The organism is Streptomyces sp. ISL-100, assembly GCF_018614615.1.
Taxonomy (GTDB): domain Bacteria; phylum Actinomycetota; class Actinomycetes; order Streptomycetales; family Streptomycetaceae; genus Streptomyces.
This window is the reverse complement of the sequence record NZ_JAGGOK010000070.1, coordinates 107869-124178: the sequence shown is the minus strand read 5'-3', so window position 1 is coordinate 124178 and position 16310 is coordinate 107869. Positions and strand designations below refer to the sequence as shown.

Sequence of the window (16310 nt, the reverse complement as noted above, 5' to 3'; positions counted from 1 at the left end):
TAGCCGCACCCCCCGTAGTGCGGGTAGCCGTACCGGCGAAGACGCTGCCGTCTGCCTTGGCGGCGTTCTGTGAGCCGGTCGAACCGTCCGGCCGGCCTTTCGGTACACGCGTACCGAAACCTTGGCCGTCGACGATTTTCTGACCTGTCCCGACTTTTCATTCTTGCCCTGCCCCCGGCGCAGTTCCGCGATTTGCAGACCACGCCAGTCGATTGTGCGGGGCACCCGCATTTCAAGAAACGCGGAGATCGCAGTGAACGGAAGAACTGCCGACAGCTCTAGTCCGAGCCCCGATGTCTGGTTCAATTGGAACGCCATCCGGGTGGCGGCACAGCAGCCGGCGCCGGCGCCGCCCTATTCGGGGACCTTTTTCGATGAGACCCTGCGCGACGGACTCCAGGCTCCGAACATCCGCAATCCCTCACTGGAGCAGAAGCTGAGACTGGTGGACCACATGGTCCGGTCCGGCGTTACCTCCGCAGACCTGGGGTTCCCCGGCTCGGACCCAGCCGCCCTGCGGACATGTGTGGACATCGCCCAGCACATCGTGCGCAGCGGCCACCCCCTCTCCCAGGGATACGCGGGCCGCACCCACCCCTCGGACATCAACGCGATCTGCGAGATAGCCCAACAGGTGGGGGTGTCCGTGGACGCGTACATCTTCATCGGTGTCAGCCCCATCCGGCAGTACGTGGAGGACTGGGACATCCAGCTCATCCAGCGCCACATCCGCGAGTCCGTGGTCGAATGCCGGCGCGGCGGGGCAGAGTTCGTGCTGGTCCTGGAGGACGCGGTGCGGTGCACTCCAGAAGTGCTGGGCCAGGTGTACGACGTCGCCATTGACACAGGAGTGCGGCGGGTGACCCTGTGCGACACCGTCGGCGCGGCGTTACCCGACGGCGTCGAATCGCTCCTCCAATGGTCACAGCAGTACTTCCAGGACCGGGGCCACCAAGTCGCCTTCGAGTGGCACGGACACAACGACCGCGGCCTGGCACTGGCCAACTCGCTGGCCGCCCTCGCCCACGGCTGCGAGCGTGTACACGGCACGATCCTGGGCATCGGAGAGCGAGCCGGAAACACCTCCCTCGACCAGCTCATGGTCAACAGCCACCTCGACGAGCACGGCCGCTACGACCTGAAGGCGCTGCGCGAGTACTCCGACTACGCGGCGTCCGTGCTGGGCGTCGAGGTCCCGCAGAACTACCCGGCGCTGGGCCGGGACGTCTTCAAGACCAGTGCCGGGGTGCACGCCTCCGCCATCCTCAAGGCCCACGAAAAGGGCAATCTGCTGGTGAAGGACTCGGTCTACTCCAGCGTCCCGGCCAGCTATCTGGGCCGTGAGCAGGAAGTGCTCATCGACGAGGCATCCGGTGCGAACAACGTCAAGTACTGGCTGACGGTGCACGGTTACGACAGCGACAACAGCACCTTCATCAAGAAGGTACTGGCGAAGGCGAAGTCGAGCCGTGGTCCGCTGACCGACGAACAGATAAGGCAGATCATTGCGAACGCTGAGTGAACCGACCGGCGGCAGCCGCACCCGTAACATCAGTCTCAGCGGCAACCTTCTGGTCGTCACGGAGGACACGGACCTGTTCGCTGCGCAGCTGGACGGCAGCAGCACGGCGACACCTGCGGAGCTGCTGCGTGCCCCGCTGATGAACAACATCTCGACCGACGAGATCATCCCCGGCTGGTGCTGCTACTGGTACGACGAGAAGCTCGGCGAGTACGCCTATCTGGGCCTGCGGGACAAGAAGTTCGGCCAAGGCGCGGTGAAGGCGTTCGCTCCACAGATCATCGTCAGCGGTGAGGCAAAGGGCTGCGGTTCTTCCCGGGAGCACGCGGTCTACGCCGAGAAATACGCCGGCGTCGAGATCGTCTTCGCCCGGTCCTTCGAGCGGATCTACCAGCAGAACTGCCGCAATGTCGGCATCATCACCTGCGACGACTTCACCGTCCTGGACGCCCTGCTGGCGGGCGAGGAACTGCCGCTGGACGCCTTCACCCGCCGGGCCAACGACATCGAACGCGCCATCATCGACCTGGGCGGTCTGTTCGGGTTCAACCGCGAGACCCGTAGGGGAACACAGTCCCCGATCAAGCCCGATTTCGCTCCGGCGCGCCCACTGAACGCCGTCGAGAAGATCATTCAGAGCCGCCTCTCGTCCCGTAACGAGTGCCCCGAGGACGCCACCGTACGGATCGGGGAGTCGTACTTCGTCGAGGCGGACGTCAGGTTCTCGCACGAGTACGTGACTCCGATGGCCGCCGGCATGTTCGCCCAGCAGTTCGGCGCGGATGCCGCCCTGGCCGGTCCCGAGTCCTGCTACTTCTTCCAGGACCACCTCTCGCTGGCGGAGCCCGTTCTCAAGCGGCGCGCCAACGGCCTGGAGCTGATCGAGCGGGTGGAGAACCTCGGCAAGCGGCAGGAGGAGTTCGCGACCCTGAGCGGCGGGAACTTCATCGGCCCCGCGGATACCGGGGGCAGTCGCGCGATTTGTCACAACTACATCGTCGAGAACGTCGCCCGCCCGGGTGACGTGATCATCGGGACCGACAGCCACACCTGCACGGCGGGCGCCGTGGGTGCCTTCGCCTTCGGCGTTGGGGCCACCGACATCGCCAACTCGTGGTACAACCGTGAGATCTTGGTGAAGGTCCCGGCGGTCATCCAGGTCAACCTGCTGGGCGAGCTGAGACCGGGCGTGTGCGCGAAGGACCTCATGCTGGCGCTGTTGGCGCACCCGATGATCCAGGGCAGCCAGACGCTGGGCAAGGTCATCGTCTTCAGCGGTCCCGGTTGCGCGTCGATGAATCTCGATGAGCGCGCCACGCTGTGCAACATGGCGGTGGAGGCGGGCGGCATGACCGCTATGTTCGAGCCGGACCAGGTGACCCACGCACACCTGGCGCTGCGCGGCCCGGGGGCGTCCGCCGGCACGGCCGTACTCTCCGATCAGGAAGCGACGTACTCCGCGGTGGTGGACATCGAGCTGGCCGGGGTCGAGCCGATGGTGGCCCTCCCCGGAGACCCGCGAAACTCCGTTCCGCTGGCCTCTGTTGACGCGGACATCAAGGTCGACAAGGTGTACGGCGGGTCCTGCACCGGCGGCAAGGCGTACGACATGGACATGTACGCCAGCGTCTTCGAGCAGGCTCGCGCGCGAGGTGCGACCGTACCCGACGGCGTACAGGCCTATATCCAGGTGGGCAGCGAGGCCGTCATGCGCTACGCGGTCGACCGCGGCTACATCGAGCTCTTCGGGGAGGTCGGCGTCAGTGTGCTGCCGCCCTCCTGCGGGGCCTGCATCAACGCCGGGCCGGGTGTCTCGGAAAGCCCGGACGAGGTCACGGTGAGCGCGCAGAACCGGAATTTCCCCGGCCGGTCGGGGCCGGGTCAGGTTTATCTGACTTCTCCTTATGTTGTGGCCGCCACCGCGATCGCCGGCCGCCTCAGCTCGGTTGAGGACATGCTCAATACGCTCAATACACGGACGCAATCATGAAGATCGCAGTGGTTCCCGGTGACGGAATCGGCAAGGAAGTAGTTCCGGCAGTCCTGCCCGCCCTGGAATACCTCGGCGAGGCATACCAACTCGGCCTTGAATACGAGATTTTCACCTGGGGGGCCGACGAGTGGCTCGACACGGGCATCGGCCTGCCCGCCGGGGCGATCGACCTGCTCTCGAGCGAGTACCACTCCGTCTTCCTGGGCGCGTTGGGTGACCCTCGCATTCCGGACATGGTGCATGGCCGCGACATCCTGCTGGGGATGCGCAAGGGACTCGACCTCTACGTCAACTACCGCCCGATCACCCTGCCGAGCGGGGTCATCGACCTCTACCGCGAGAACACCCAGGGGCTCTACGTGGGCATCGGCGGCACGGTCGCCCGCGCGGGAACCGTCGACGTGGCGATCGACGAGTGCGTATACACCCGGGAGACCGTCGAGAAGTTCGTACGCTTCTGTCTCGGCCAACTCCGGGACAAGGGGCGGCGGAAGGTGACCCTGGTACACAAGTCCAACGCCGTACCGAACACCGGGGGTCTCTGGCAGGACGTGTTCCGGCGGGAACTGCGAAACTTCCCGGAGCTGACGGGTTCCGAAGAGTACGTCGACTCCTTCTGCTACAACCTGGTGCGAGACGCGACGCCGTACGAAGGCATCCTGGCGTCGAATCTCTTCGGAGACATCATCAGCGATATCGGTGCGGCCCTGATGGGCGGCCTCGGCCTGGCATCGAGCGCGAGCATCTGCCCCGAGACGGGCTTCGCACTGTTCGAGCCGGTGCACGGCAGCGCTCCCGACATCGCCGGCAAGGGCATCGCGAACCCCTATGCCGCGGCGATGTCGCTTGCGCTGATGCTGGACCACTTCGGGCACAGCCAGGCGGCCGAGCGGTTCCGCAGCTGTGTGATCGAGGCGTCGCGGGGTGATGCGGCTACCCCCGACCTCGGTGGACAGGGAACCACCGGCCGGTTCATGGACCAGGTGGTGGCGTTGCTCAAGCGTGGGACGGACAACCGGACGTCATGAACACTCGCGTCGCTCCTCCCGTGTTCGCCGCCCGGGCCGCCACGGCCGGGGGCTCCGTCATCCGCGAGGCACTCGCCCTGACGGCCCGGCCCGAGGTGATCTCCTTCGCCGGCGGCCTGCCCGCCTCGGAACTCCTCGATGTCGAGGGAATTCGCGCGGCGTACGACCATGTGCTGACAGAATCCCCGCACCGCGTCCTCCAGTACTCGACCACGGAAGGCGACCCTCGGCTGCGCGAGGCCGTCGCTGCCCGGCTGTCCGCCCGGCAGCTGCCCTCCCGTGCCGAGGACCTGCTGGTGACGACCGGGTCGCAACAGGCGTTGGCGCTACTGGCGACCGCGCTACTCGAACCCGGCGACACGGTGTTGGTCGAGAACCCCACCTATCTGGCGGCTCTCCAGTGCTTCGCCTACGCGGGCGCGCGAGTCGTCCCGGTGCCGACCGACGACCAAGGGGTCGATGTCGAGGCTCTGGCGCGGATCGTGGCCGAGGTACGTCCCAAACTGCTGTACCTGGTCCCCACCTTCCAGAACCCCACCGGCCACATGCTTCCCATCGAGCGTCGCCGGGCGGTCGCGCGCATCGCCGCCGAACGGGGGCTGTGGATCGCCGAGGACGACCCTTACGGCGAACTGCGGTTCCGCGGCGAGCATGTGCCGTGGATCGCGTCGCTGGATGACGCCGCGGACCGCACCGTGCTGCTGGGGAGCCTGTCCAAAATCCTGTCTCCCGGCATGCGACTGGGATGGATGCGCGCCCCGGCGGCGTTGCGCGGCGTGTGCACGCTGGCCAAGCAGGCCCTCGATCTGCACACATCCACGGTCGACCAGGCGGCCGCCGCGCACTACCTGCGGGAACACAACCTCGACGCGCGCCTGGTGCGCGCCTCGTACGCCTACCGGGAGCGCTGTGACGCGATGCTCGGCGCGCTCGCACACGCGCTGCCGTCCGGCAGCACTTGCAGCAGGCCCGATGGGGGAATGTTCATCTGGGTCCGGCTGCCCGACGGCTACGACGCGATCGCTCTGCTGCCCGAGGCCATAGCCCATGACGTCGCCTACGTTCCGGGAGCCCCGTTCTTCGCGGGACAGGCCGACCCGGCCACGCTGCGAATGTCCTTCGCCGGACATGGTCCGGCACAGATTGAGCAGGGTGTGAAGAGGCTCGCCCAGGTCTTCCGGTAACCGGAGCGGGAGGTCGACCTGGGGCGCCTGGGGCGCCGTTACGGAACCGCCAATAGCCTGGCGGGACGGACCCGATGCAGGTGGATGAGGATGTCGTGCGACCGCGCCGGCGCGATGCGCTGCACCGGCTCGGGATAGGAAGTACCGATGCTCCGAGTGGGGCGGGCGGTAACCAGCCATGCGCGCGCCGCCTTCGCAACCGTACGCAGGTCCATGGCGAAGTCGCGGGGGTTCACCTGGTCGAGGAGGTGCTCGGTGCTCCCTCGTGCGGCAGGCCCGAGCGTGTAGACGCCCGTTTCCTCGTTGGGACCGGTCGCGTTGAAGGATCCTCGGCCAAAGGTCGAGCCGACACTCACGTAATCGTTGCCGAACCGATCGCGCAGGAAGGCGCCTTGCATTTTGGGGTAACGCGGATCGGACGGCCGGTAGGAGACGTGCGCGTTGTGGGCCGACAGCAGGATTTTCTGCCCCGTGTGCGCATGCCACCAGGCAATATTGTCCGCCATGAGCTGGTCCCGGAAACGCATGGACTCCTTGACCTGCTCTTGATCCTCGAAGTCGAATGCGTAGCCTCGGGCGGTCTGGGCGATGGCGGTCGCATTCTGTACGGCCCAGGCGTAGGTGCCCTTCCGCGCCTGGGCACTCACCGGATGGCGTTTGAGCAGGACCATGGCGCGTTCGGTCCTTGTCGCCATGCTCCGACGTTCGGCCAGCGGGCGGGTGAGGTACTCCTTCATGTACTTGCCGGCTGTGGTGGTCGGCCGCAGTCCCCGGTACAGCTCGGTGAAGCGGGGCAGTAGCGCCGGGTGGGCCTTGCCCACATATGCAAGCACCTTGTCGTAGAGATCCGGCCCAGCATAAGCAAAGTCGTCACCCACGAAGCGCAGCCGGTCACGAGGGTGACGGACGTTGTACGCGCGCATCCACTGGACCAGCGCCAGATATTCCTCGGTGTTCCACCACGCGTAGGTGTCCTGGAATTCCTCCCGCATGATCTGCCTCGGATCGCCCTCGCCGGTCAGCAGATACTCGTCGATGCGCAGGCCGCTGCTCCAGCTCGTCTCCAGCGCGAAGGCCCGAAAGCCCATGTGCTCGACCAGATAACGCAGGACCCGATGTTTCATCGTGAAGAATTCATGCGAGCTGTGAGTCGCCTCCCCCATCCCCACCACCTGCGCGTTGCCCACCATTTGGCCGAAGGGCCGCAGGTCGTTCAGGTCACCGTGGGGCTCGGTGGTGCGCAGCGGGCGGGCAGCGCCTTCCATCGCGGGAAGAGCTCGCTGCTCCGGCGGTGAGAACGCGGCAGTGACCAGGGCCACCGCACAGAGCAGCAGTACCAGGAAGAGTGCCGACCGGTGACGTTTCATACGGCAAGGTTGTGCCACCGACGAACGTCATGCACATCCGGTACACCCCCCAACATCCCCACGTATAACCCCACTCCCGGCCCCCCACTAAACCGGAAGGGCGGTCGAGTCACGGAGGAGATCAGCCAATGACGTTCCCCGTCATGCGGTTGTCCCGGAGGCGCTTCGATGAAGCACCCCCGGGAGGGATCATGGGTTGAACAACTTGCCTACGGCTGTCCGGAGTTCATCTTCCGCCGCCTTTGTAGAGGCCCGTGGCCACCATGGCCTGCCGCACTGGCCGGTCATGGACGCGGCCGTCACGGCCGGACAAAATCGGCTTGTCTCCCACATCGACGGCGTGATGCGGGAGATGCGCTTCCACGTCCTTGACTCGCTTTACGAGAGGCCAGTTGTTGTCGCCGCCATGGGGCGGCGCCACGGACTCCGGTCCCCCGCAGCCTCCGGCCTCCGCACGCCGTTTGCCGTAATGCCCCGGCGGGACCTCCTCGCTCGAAGCCTCCGGCTCCTTCGGCTTGTCCTTCTTGCCGCCTGGTGAGGAAGACGTGCACTTCGACGCGGTGCAGCCCTCTTCGGCAGGGGGCACGTCGGTAGAGACACGCTCCGAGGACGGAGGCGTTCCGGAGCTCGACCGGGATCCTGTGGCCGCTGTCGAGGAGTCGAGCAGCCACCGCTGTTCTGCGGACCCATTACGAATCTTGACCACTACGTCCACGTCCTTGTCCACAGACGCAGGGGTGAGCACCAGTCCCTCGTTCCACCGAGGCAGCAGTTCCCCTCGTACGGTCAGGTCGTAGCGCACGTCATCGGCGCGCGGCGCAGAGGGCCCCGCGCATTTGGCGAGGATGATCAGGCCCTCGTCCGCATGGGAATCAAGGCAGAGTTCCGGGTCCGCAAGACTGCGCAGCAGGCCGTCGTCCTCGTACGACCACTGCTGGTTCCTGGCCGACGAGCACATCGCCAGCTTCGTCAAGGCACCGGGCTTCGGCTTTCCGCCGCGGATGTCGAGGCACAGGTCCGCCGCGGCATTGCGAAGCTTCGTCCGCAGAGGAGCCCCGGGGAATCCGGCGGAAGTGGTGGGGGCGGTGGGGGCGGTCGCGGTCGAGTCGGGGGGCGGGGCCTCGGACGTGGGGTGCGGCGCGGTGGCGTGGCTGTCGCTCGCAGCCGTGGAGGCCGCGGGCCCGGCATCGTCGCCGTTTCCGTGGTCCGGCGAGAGGCTGGTGGCCAGCACGGCGGTCAGGAGGGCGGCCGAGACCAGACCAAGGCTGGTGAGCAAGACCTTCGCATGGCGCGTCGGTGGTGTGAACTGAGCGCCTGGCGCGGTGATGTGGGGCAGCAGACGGTGGCGTCCGGCTCCCGGGCGCCTGGCACCGTGGCGAACGGTGGCTCCAGCGTCCACCCCAACTCCATGGGCGCTGCGGCCCGGCCGCGAGTCGAGATAGCGCCGGGCGCCCCAGCCGAGCACCGTTTCGGCCAGCAGGAGGCCCAGCCGGTCTTCGAAATAGCCGAGTTGCTCAGCGGCGTAGCGGCAGTGACGGCACTTCAGCAGATGCGTTTCGACATCCGGGAGCAGGGCGCCGCCGCGGCGAATCGGTACATCTATCAGACGGGTGTAGTAGCGGCATTCCTGGCTCGGTGCGAGTTCCCTTTGGGCGCGGACGCAACCCGCGCGGAATTGCTTGCGGGCCTGTTCGAGCAGGGCCGACGCCGTGTCGGTATCCATGGCCAGCAGACCAGCCGGTACGGATATGGGCTCGGCCTCGACCTCGACGTGCCACAGCACGCACTGCGCGGCTCCCGGCAATGCCCGGAACGAGTGATCGGCGAGCTTGCGGCTTTCGGCCGCCTTGGGCTGCGCCGCGCGCATGCCGCGGCCTCCTGTCGGTTTCTGCAGTTCCGGCATGGAAGCGGATATGCGGTGATCTGCGGCCCACCCCTTGACGGTGTCGCCTACGGCCACCAGGAGCCGGGGACGCAGGGCCGCTGCCCACTCTCCCCGTACGAGGCGCTCCAGCATCTGGTGGCAGGCCGCCGTGGTGACCTGTGACGCGATGTCCGCCGAGGAAGCGAGGCAGATGGCCGCGTAGTCGCGAGCCGGCTTCCAGTGCCGGGCGAGGAGCATCGCGACGGCATGTGCCGTCTCGCTCTCCGGCCGCGCTCGCAACTGGGCGGCGAGGCTCTCGTCGGATTCACCCGGAGCGGCGCCGGAACCAGGAGGGTAGGGCGGGCGTGGGGGGTGGGGGGTGTGCACAGAACTGTTTTCCTTCCAAGGCGCAAAATGGCACAGAGAAGTTCTGGTCGCCGGAAATCGGCCCGTGATTGGTGCATACCAAGTCCGCGTGACGGGGAGAAAGCACCCTTTTACCGGAGTCACAGCAGCACGACTGAGCGCCTTTTGGGCTGACCGGCATGAGGGGTTCGATCGCTGAAACAAGCCTGACCATTGACCACACGTGAGGAAGTTCACCCTTGCACAAGTGACTCATGAGGAACAAGACGCCGGAGTAACTTCCATTCACGCAAAGAAAGCCGGATACGCGAGCAACTCGCAGCACTCGCACCCGTTTTCGAAACCCTCGTGGCTCGTCTAGCCGTTTGCCTCGATCCGTGCGTCGAGTTCCTTGACCTGTCGCTTGAGGGCGACGGTCCGGTAGCTCTCCTCCACCCATTCGCACAGCACCTCGGCCGTCGGCGCTCCCTTCTCCCCCAGTGGTACGGAGACCCAGCCCGCCTTGCCGAGTCCGTAACCGGTGGGCTCGGCCCCCGGCGCGGTCATCGCGTGCTCGTGCAGCGCTGGATCCTTCAGCTTGACGGACAGACCGGGGGGCTGGGGGCCGTCCGTGTTGCCGAGAAAGACGAAGATCTTTTTGTTGACCTTCACTACACAGTCCTCGGGGCCCCAGGGGAACTCTTCCACGGCTTCCGGCAGTCCGAGAGCGAACTCCCGCACCGCCTCCCACTTGCGCACCGCAGCCTTCATCGACGCCTCCTCCTACCGCAGGTCGCACTGCCCGCACGGACAGCCGCTCCTCAAGCTAGCCCCAGCGGGCGAGAGCATCCCGTAGGAGCAGCTACGGAACGGCCGGTTCCCGAACACCCCACGCAGACCCGCACCGGTCGGTGCGGGTCTGCGTGGGAGGGGGCCCGTACTGAACGAGGTCAGGCGGCGGGCATCAGCACGCGGGTCGCTCCTTCCCCCTTGTTGTGCCGGTCGGCCCAGTTGGTGAGGGCCGTACTGCACGCGTGATCGAGGTGCCGCAGGTCGAGCAGGTCGAGCTCGATATGCCGGCCCTTCGGCAGTCCTTCGAGGGTGTCGAGGATCCGGGGCAGCCGCAGGAAGGTCGCATTGCCGGAGAGGACCACACGCAGGGGGCCGTTCCGGTCGGAGCCCTCATCCACGTGCACCTGGACGTGCGACGTCTCCCACGCCGACTTGGCGACGGCGAGCAGCAGCCCGGCCAGCACGCCCTCGAACATGTTCGTCGCGACAATGGCGATCGCAGTCGCCACCAGGATCAGCGCCTCCCCGCGGTGCTCGCGCCACAGTGGCCCGAGCTCCTTCAGCGGGATGAGCTTCCAGCCGGAGTAGATCAGGATGCCGGCGAGTGAGGCGACCGGGATGAGGCCGAGCGCGGCCGGCACGAGCGCCGCGAAGAGCAGCAGCCATACGCCGTGCATCACTCGCGACACCTTGGTCCGGGCACCCGCTTGCACATTGGCCGCGCTGCGCACGATGACCGCGGTCATCGGCAGCGCCCCGAGGGCTCCGCACAGGGCGTTGCCCGCGCCCTGCGCCATCAACTCCTTGTCGTAGTCGGTGCCGGGGCCGCTGTGCAGCCGGTCGACGGCAGCGGCGCTGAACAGACTCTCCGCCGACGCGATGAGCGTGATGGCCACGACCGTGCCGATCGCCCCGACCACTCCTGCATCCGTGATGTGGCCGAGGTCGTCGAGTGACGGTGGCCGGATCGCGCCCAGCAGCCCCTGTACGTCGACCCGCTTCACGGGCAGCGCGAACAGCGCCACAACGGAGGTGGTCAGCGCCACGGCGGCCAGCGGTGCGGGGACCAGCCTGACTTTTGGCGGCAGGTGCTTCCACAGGGCCATCAGTACGACGGTGGCCGCGCCGAGCGCGAACGCGGTCACCGCCTCGGGCGAGCGGGCCGTACGGAAAATCAGCTCGGGCAGGCCCAGCAGGTTGGCGGGGCCCGAGCCGGGCGCCTTCGCGTCGGCCATGGCGTACAGCTGACCGGCGATCAGGACGAGGCCGATCCCGGCCAGCATCCCTTCCACCACGGCGATGGAAATGGCGCGGAACCAGCGGCCCAGCCGCAGCGCGCCCATGGCCAGCTGGAGTACGCCCGCCGTGAGGACGAAGACACCCAGGGCCCCGAGGCCGAAATCGGTGACGGCTTCGAGGACGAGGACGGTCAGCCCCGCTGCCGGTCCGCTGACCTGGAGGCTGCTCCCGGGGAGCAGTCCGGTGACGAGCCCGCCGACGATGCCGGTGACCAGGCCGAGTTCCGCCGGAACACCGGAGGCCACGGCCACGCCCACGCACAGCGGCAGGGCGACGAGGAAGACGACGACGGATGCGGTGAGGTCGGATCGCAGGGTCGAGGCGGAGGGCCGCTCGGCGTCCGCGCGCTGCGGCGCCGCCCGCCGGTGGCGCCCGCGGTTCCCGCGTTCGCGGGTGTCGGCGGCGCTCACAGCGGAAGGAACGCGTCGTCGTGCGGCCCGTGGGCGAGCACGGAGCCGGTGTCTATCTCGTAGAACCAGGCGTGCAGGTTCAGTCGTCCTTCCGCGGTCCTGCGGGCGACGCACGGGTAGTCGCGCAACCGCCGGAGCTGGCGCAGCACGTGGTGCTGGACGGCCTCGGCGATGGCCGGGGACGAGTGGCCGTCGAAGAGGGGCGGCGGTGACGCGCTCTCCAGCCAGCCGCGCACCGCGGGGACGGCGGAGAGGTCTTCGCGGCGCACCATCGCACCGACGGCACCGCAGTGGGAATGGCCGCAGATGACGATGTCGGCGACGCCAGGCTGAACACCTGCAGAACGGCGGGCCGTGCTGCAGGGCGAGCTCCGGGGGTACCGGGGGGTGGTGCCCCGTGCGCCGAGGAGGCGGCGGGGCCGCCGTCACCTGTCAGGCCGGGGAGGGGTGACCGCCTGTGGGCGGGGCTTGGGCGGTCGGCGGGCTGTTGTGCCGGCCGCCGTTGCGAAGGGGCAGCTTGTCCAGAGGGTCCTGATCGGCCCTGGACTCGCCGGGCGAATCGGGTAGGGAGGTCGCCTTTCGGGAAGTCCCTCCGGCGCTCAACTCCACTCCCCCGGCGGCCGCCAGGACTACCTCGCAGAGCAGCGTGACCGCGAGCAACAGGCCGCACAGTGCGGCACGTGCGTCCAGTGCCGCGTTTCGCCGTGTCACGGTCCCTCCCCGACTTCAGTCATGGACGGTTGGCCCAACTGGTCAGTAACTCCAGCCTCTTGAGTCACTGTGACACCACGAAGGCGCAAAAGTCTGTGATTCGTTAAACATTCGTGAGCGTCACACCTCTTGACAGCCGCCGTATGGCGGGGATACCGCGGGTCACCCCAGTTGCGCACGGGTCACAGAGCGGTTTCGTCCCACGCGCCGAGGAAGAGGTCGGCGAGGGATTCTCCGGTGGTGGCCGTGCCGTCGTGGAGGGGTTGTTCGGTCCAGATGACCTTGCCTTCGGGGGTGTAGCGGGTACCCCAGCGGTGGGCGAGGTGTGCGATCAGGAACAGCCCGCGACCGCCCTCGTCGGTGGTCGCCGCACGGCGCAGATGCGGTGAGGTGCTGCTGCCGTCGGAGACCTCGCAGATCAAGCTGCGATCGCGCAACAGCCGTACGCGGATGGGCGGCGAGGCATAGCGGACGGCGTTGGTGATCAGCTCACTGAGGATCAGTTCGGTGGTGTAGCCGATCTCTTCCAGGCCCCACTCCCGCAGCCGCGCACCGCACTGGGCGCGCACCGGGGCGACAGCGGCCGGGTCTGCGGGCACATCCCACACGGCGATCTGCCCGGGATCCAGCAGGCGGGTGCGGGCGACCAGCAGGGCGATGTCGTCACTGGCGCGTTCGGGGAGCATGGTGTCGATCACGCCCTCGCAGGTGGCGTCCGGGTCGCGGTCCCCGGTGGCGGCCAGGGAAGTACGGAGCAGTTCCAGTCCGGCGTCGATGTCACGGTTCCGGTCCTTGACCAGGCCGTCGGTATAGAGGACCAGGCGGGATCCCTCAGCCAGACGCAGGTCGGTGGTCTCGAACGGCATGGTCCCGCCCAGTCCCAGCGGCGGGGCGATGGGTACGTCCGGGAAGCCCACGCTCCCGTCGGGATGCACCAGCACAGGGCCGGGGTGCCCGGCGCGGGCCACGCTGCATGCCCCGGTGACCGGGTCGTAGATGGCGTACAGGCAGGTGGCCCCCGTGATTCCGTCGCCGTTGGCCCCTTCGTCCTGGTCGATACGGGTGACGAGCTCGTCGAGGTGCCCGAGGAGTTCGCCGGGCGGGAGGTCGAGGGCGGAGAAGTTGTGCACGGCGGTGCGCAGGCGGCCCATGGTGGCGGCGGCATGCACACCGTGACCGACGACATCGCCGACCACGAGCGCGACCCGGGCACCGGGCAGCGGGATGACGTCGAACCAGTCGCCGCCCGCTCCGGCTTGCGCGGGCAGATAGCGCCAGGCGACGTCCAGGGCGTTCTGCTCGGGCACGCCGCGGGGCAGCAGGCTGCGCTGCAAGGTGACGGCCATGGCGTGCTCGCGCGTGAAACGGCGGGCGTTGTCGATGGACACCGCCGCCCGCGCGGCCAGCTCCTCGGCGAAGGACACGTCTTCCTCGTCGAACGGCTCGGCCCTGTCCGCCCGCCAGCAGTTCACCATCCCGAGGATCACACCGCGAGCCTGCAACGGAACCGTGATCAGAGAGTGGATGCCGTACGCGAGGGCTTCGTCGGCACCCTCCGGGTCCTGTGCCCGCCATCCCTGAGCGGTGGTCAGATCGGAGACGAGCTGGGCCTGGCCGGCCGTGAGGGCGGTCGCCATCGCAGTGGTGGGCGCGACGAACCGGATGAGGTCGCCGACCGGCTGGAGAGGCCCGTCACCCCGGATGCCGGCGACAGCAGCGCGGCGCATCTCGGTGAAGGAGCCGGTCGGCTCGTCGCCGCGCAGCACGGGGTCCAGCAACTCCACCGTCACGATGTCGGCGAAGCGCGGGACGGCGACCTCCGCCAGCTCTTCCGCCGTACGCACCACATCCAGCGTGGTGCCGATCCGAACCCCCGCCTCGTACAGCAGCGTCAGCCGCTCCCGCGCCACCTCCGCCCGGCCCGTCAGCGCCATCAGCTCCGTGGAGTCCCGCAGAGTCAGCACACTGCCCACCGGCCCCCCGTACGGCTCAGTCGGCCGCTTGTTCACCGCCAGCAGCCGGTCGCCCGCCAGACGCACCTCGTCGGTCACCGCGTCACCCGATGCCAGCAGCTCCGCCGTCGCCCCGTCCAGCCCCAGCTCCGACACCCGCCGACCCTCCGCGTCCTGCGGCAGGTCCAGCAACCGCCGGGCCTCGTCGTTGGCCAGCAGCAGCCGCCCGTCAGCGCCGGTGATCAGCACGCCCTCGCGCACGGCGTGCAGCACCGCGTCGTGATGCTCGTACATGCGGGTCATCTCCACTGCACCCAGGCCGTGCGTCTGCCGCCGCAGCCGACGCGCCACCAGCGCCGTGCCACCCGCCGCCAGCGCAAGCGCCCCCGCCGCCGTCCCCATGAGCACCGGCAACTGCTGGTCCACCGCGCTTTCCACCGTCTCGACGGTGATGCCGACCGAGACAATGCCGGCGATGGATCCGTCCGGCCGGGAGATCGGGGTGGTGGTGTCCACGGCCGGCCCCAGGCTGCCGGTGAAGGTCGTCGTTTCCGTCCGGCCTTCCAGCGCCTCTTCGTACGTGCCGACGACGTGCTCGCGGATCAGGTCGGGGTCGGGATGGGTAAAGCGGACGCCGTACGTACTGAACACGACGATGTAGTCCACGCCGGTCCGCTTCATGATCTCTTCGGTCCTCGGCTGCAACTCCGCTGTCGGATCCGCGCTGTCCAGCGCCCGCACCACCCCGGGCGCCCGCGCGAACGTCTCGGCGAGCGCGAGCGACCGGTTGCGGGCCTCCCGCGTGCTGTCGCGCTCCGCCTGCAGCACCAGGGCCACCACGGCCGCGACAACCAGCAGTAGCGCGACCATGACTTGCAGCGCGAAGACTTGACCGGCGAGGCTGCGTACCGTCAGCAGGGAGCGCAGCCGCCGCCAGGGAGAGCGGGGTGGCGCGTGCTGCTTCGCAGCGTGGTTTTCGTTGTGGTCCGAGCCGTCGGCGTCCGGAGCGGACAGCCGGCGCGACGGACGCCCGGATCGACCGAAAAGTCTAGCCACGCACCTTTTCTAGCACCCGCGGGGAGTGTGACGGCGAACCGCCGCAGCTCACCGACCGGGCAGTCCCGCGCCTCACCAGCGGGCGACGGCCCAGGCGAGCGCATAGCCGGCGCTGTTGAGGGCGCAGTGCAGCGCGACGGGCGGGATGAGACTGCCGGAGCGGCGGCGGAGTTCGCAGAAGAACACCCCGGCGAGGGCGGTGCCGACCACCGCTGCTGCCACGGACAGGGCGACTCCGGTCGTACCCGTGCCGAAGATCGCTTCGGCTGCCGCGTTGGCGCGCGTGAGTCCCCGCGCGGGCGCCACGTGCCAGAACCCGAAGAGCACCGAGGACACGGCGGTGGCCCAGACGTGTCCCCGCCGCCGCTCGACCATGGCCCACACCACTCCCCGGAAAGCGATCTCTTCGAGCAGCACGGTGCCGAGCGGTACACGGACCAGCACGCGGTAAACCAGCTCTTCCGGGGTGAGTCCCGCCGCGCGTTCGTCCAGGAAGGCCTCCCGGGTGAACGGCACGGCCAGACCCAGCAGATAGACCACGATGACGGCACCGACCAGGACCAGTCCCCAGCGCAGTCCCCGGCGGGCACGGCCGGCCCCGAGGCCGAGGTCCACCCAGCTGAGGCCGTCCCACCGGGCGATCAGCAGGAGAACGGCGGCCGTGGCGACGCAGAGGGGGACGTACCAGTCGGCCGAGAGCCGATTGCCCCACACCTGTACGGCAGCGAGAACCGCGATGACCAGAGTGATCCGCATCGTCGTACCAGAATCGCCGAAACCCGTGGCG

The 16310-nt window shown here is 68.3% G+C and carries 12 protein-coding genes; 4 read left to right on the top strand and 8 right to left on the bottom strand.

What is annotated here, in order from left to right:
- The first annotated feature begins 253 nt into the window (after window positions 1-253).
- From J7E89_RS30405 to J7E89_RS30390, 4 genes are read left to right on the top strand one after another with little or no spacing between them, the layout of a single operon-like run.
- Window positions 254-1522, top strand: a complete 1269-nt coding sequence (locus J7E89_RS30405) for a LeuA family protein (protein WP_214977674.1) — start codon at window positions 254-256, stop codon at window positions 1520-1522.
- Complete coding sequence (locus tag J7E89_RS30400; RefSeq protein WP_214977673.1) at window positions 1506-3512, top strand: aconitase family protein; 2007 nt, start codon at window positions 1506-1508, stop codon at window positions 3510-3512. Before J7E89_RS30405 ends, J7E89_RS30400 begins: the two co-directional genes overlap by 17 nt.
- Window positions 3509-4543, top strand: coding sequence for an isocitrate/isopropylmalate dehydrogenase family protein (locus tag J7E89_RS30395; protein ID WP_214977672.1), 1035 nt, complete (start codon window positions 3509-3511; stop codon window positions 4541-4543). The genes J7E89_RS30400 and J7E89_RS30395 overlap by 4 nt, the downstream gene beginning before the upstream one ends.
- Window positions 4540-5727 (top strand): PLP-dependent aminotransferase family protein, encoded by a 1188-nt coding sequence (locus J7E89_RS30390; RefSeq protein WP_214977671.1) that lies wholly within the window; start codon window positions 4540-4542, stop codon window positions 5725-5727. The genes J7E89_RS30395 and J7E89_RS30390 overlap by 4 nt, the downstream gene beginning before the upstream one ends.
- Before the next feature lie 38 nt (window positions 5728-5765).
- Here the strand turns inward: J7E89_RS30390 and J7E89_RS30385 are convergent, their stop codons facing one another.
- The 8 genes from J7E89_RS30385 to J7E89_RS30350 form a co-directional block, all read right to left on the bottom strand.
- Entirely contained in the window at window positions 5766-7094 is a 1329-nt protein-coding gene (locus tag J7E89_RS30385; RefSeq protein ID WP_214977670.1) for an erythromycin esterase family protein, read from the bottom strand.
- A 226-nt stretch (window positions 7095-7320) separates the two neighbouring features.
- Window positions 7321-9345 (bottom strand): RICIN domain-containing protein, encoded by a 2025-nt coding sequence (locus J7E89_RS30380; RefSeq protein ID WP_214977669.1) that lies wholly within the window; start codon window positions 9343-9345, stop codon window positions 7321-7323.
- 336 nt (window positions 9346-9681) lie between these two features.
- Window positions 9682-10074 (bottom strand): MmcQ/YjbR family DNA-binding protein, encoded by a 393-nt coding sequence (locus J7E89_RS30375; RefSeq protein ID WP_214977668.1) that lies wholly within the window; start codon window positions 10072-10074, stop codon window positions 9682-9684.
- Window positions 10075-10253: 179 nt separating this feature from the next.
- Complete coding sequence (locus tag J7E89_RS30370) at window positions 10254-11708, bottom strand: SulP family inorganic anion transporter (protein ID WP_214977822.1); 1455 nt, start codon at window positions 11706-11708, stop codon at window positions 10254-10256.
- A 92-nt stretch (window positions 11709-11800) separates the two neighbouring features.
- The gene (locus J7E89_RS30365) at window positions 11801-12118 is read right to left on the bottom strand and encodes a carbonic anhydrase (protein ID WP_214977820.1); all 318 of its coding nucleotides are present in this window, start codon (window positions 12116-12118) and stop codon (window positions 11801-11803) included.
- Window positions 12119-12236: 118 nt separating this feature from the next.
- Entirely contained in the window at window positions 12237-12515 is a 279-nt protein-coding gene (locus J7E89_RS30360; protein WP_214977667.1) for a hypothetical protein, read from the bottom strand.
- A 182-nt stretch (window positions 12516-12697) separates the two neighbouring features.
- On the bottom strand, window positions 12698-15523 hold the full coding sequence (locus tag J7E89_RS30355) for a SpoIIE family protein phosphatase (RefSeq protein WP_374196917.1): 2826 nt from the start codon (window positions 15521-15523) through the stop codon (window positions 12698-12700).
- Between the two features lie 72 nt (window positions 15524-15595).
- Window positions 15596-16279, bottom strand: coding sequence for a CPBP family intramembrane glutamic endopeptidase (locus J7E89_RS30350; protein ID WP_214977666.1), 684 nt, complete (start codon window positions 16277-16279; stop codon window positions 15596-15598).
- Between the last annotated feature and the right edge of the window lie 31 nt (window positions 16280-16310).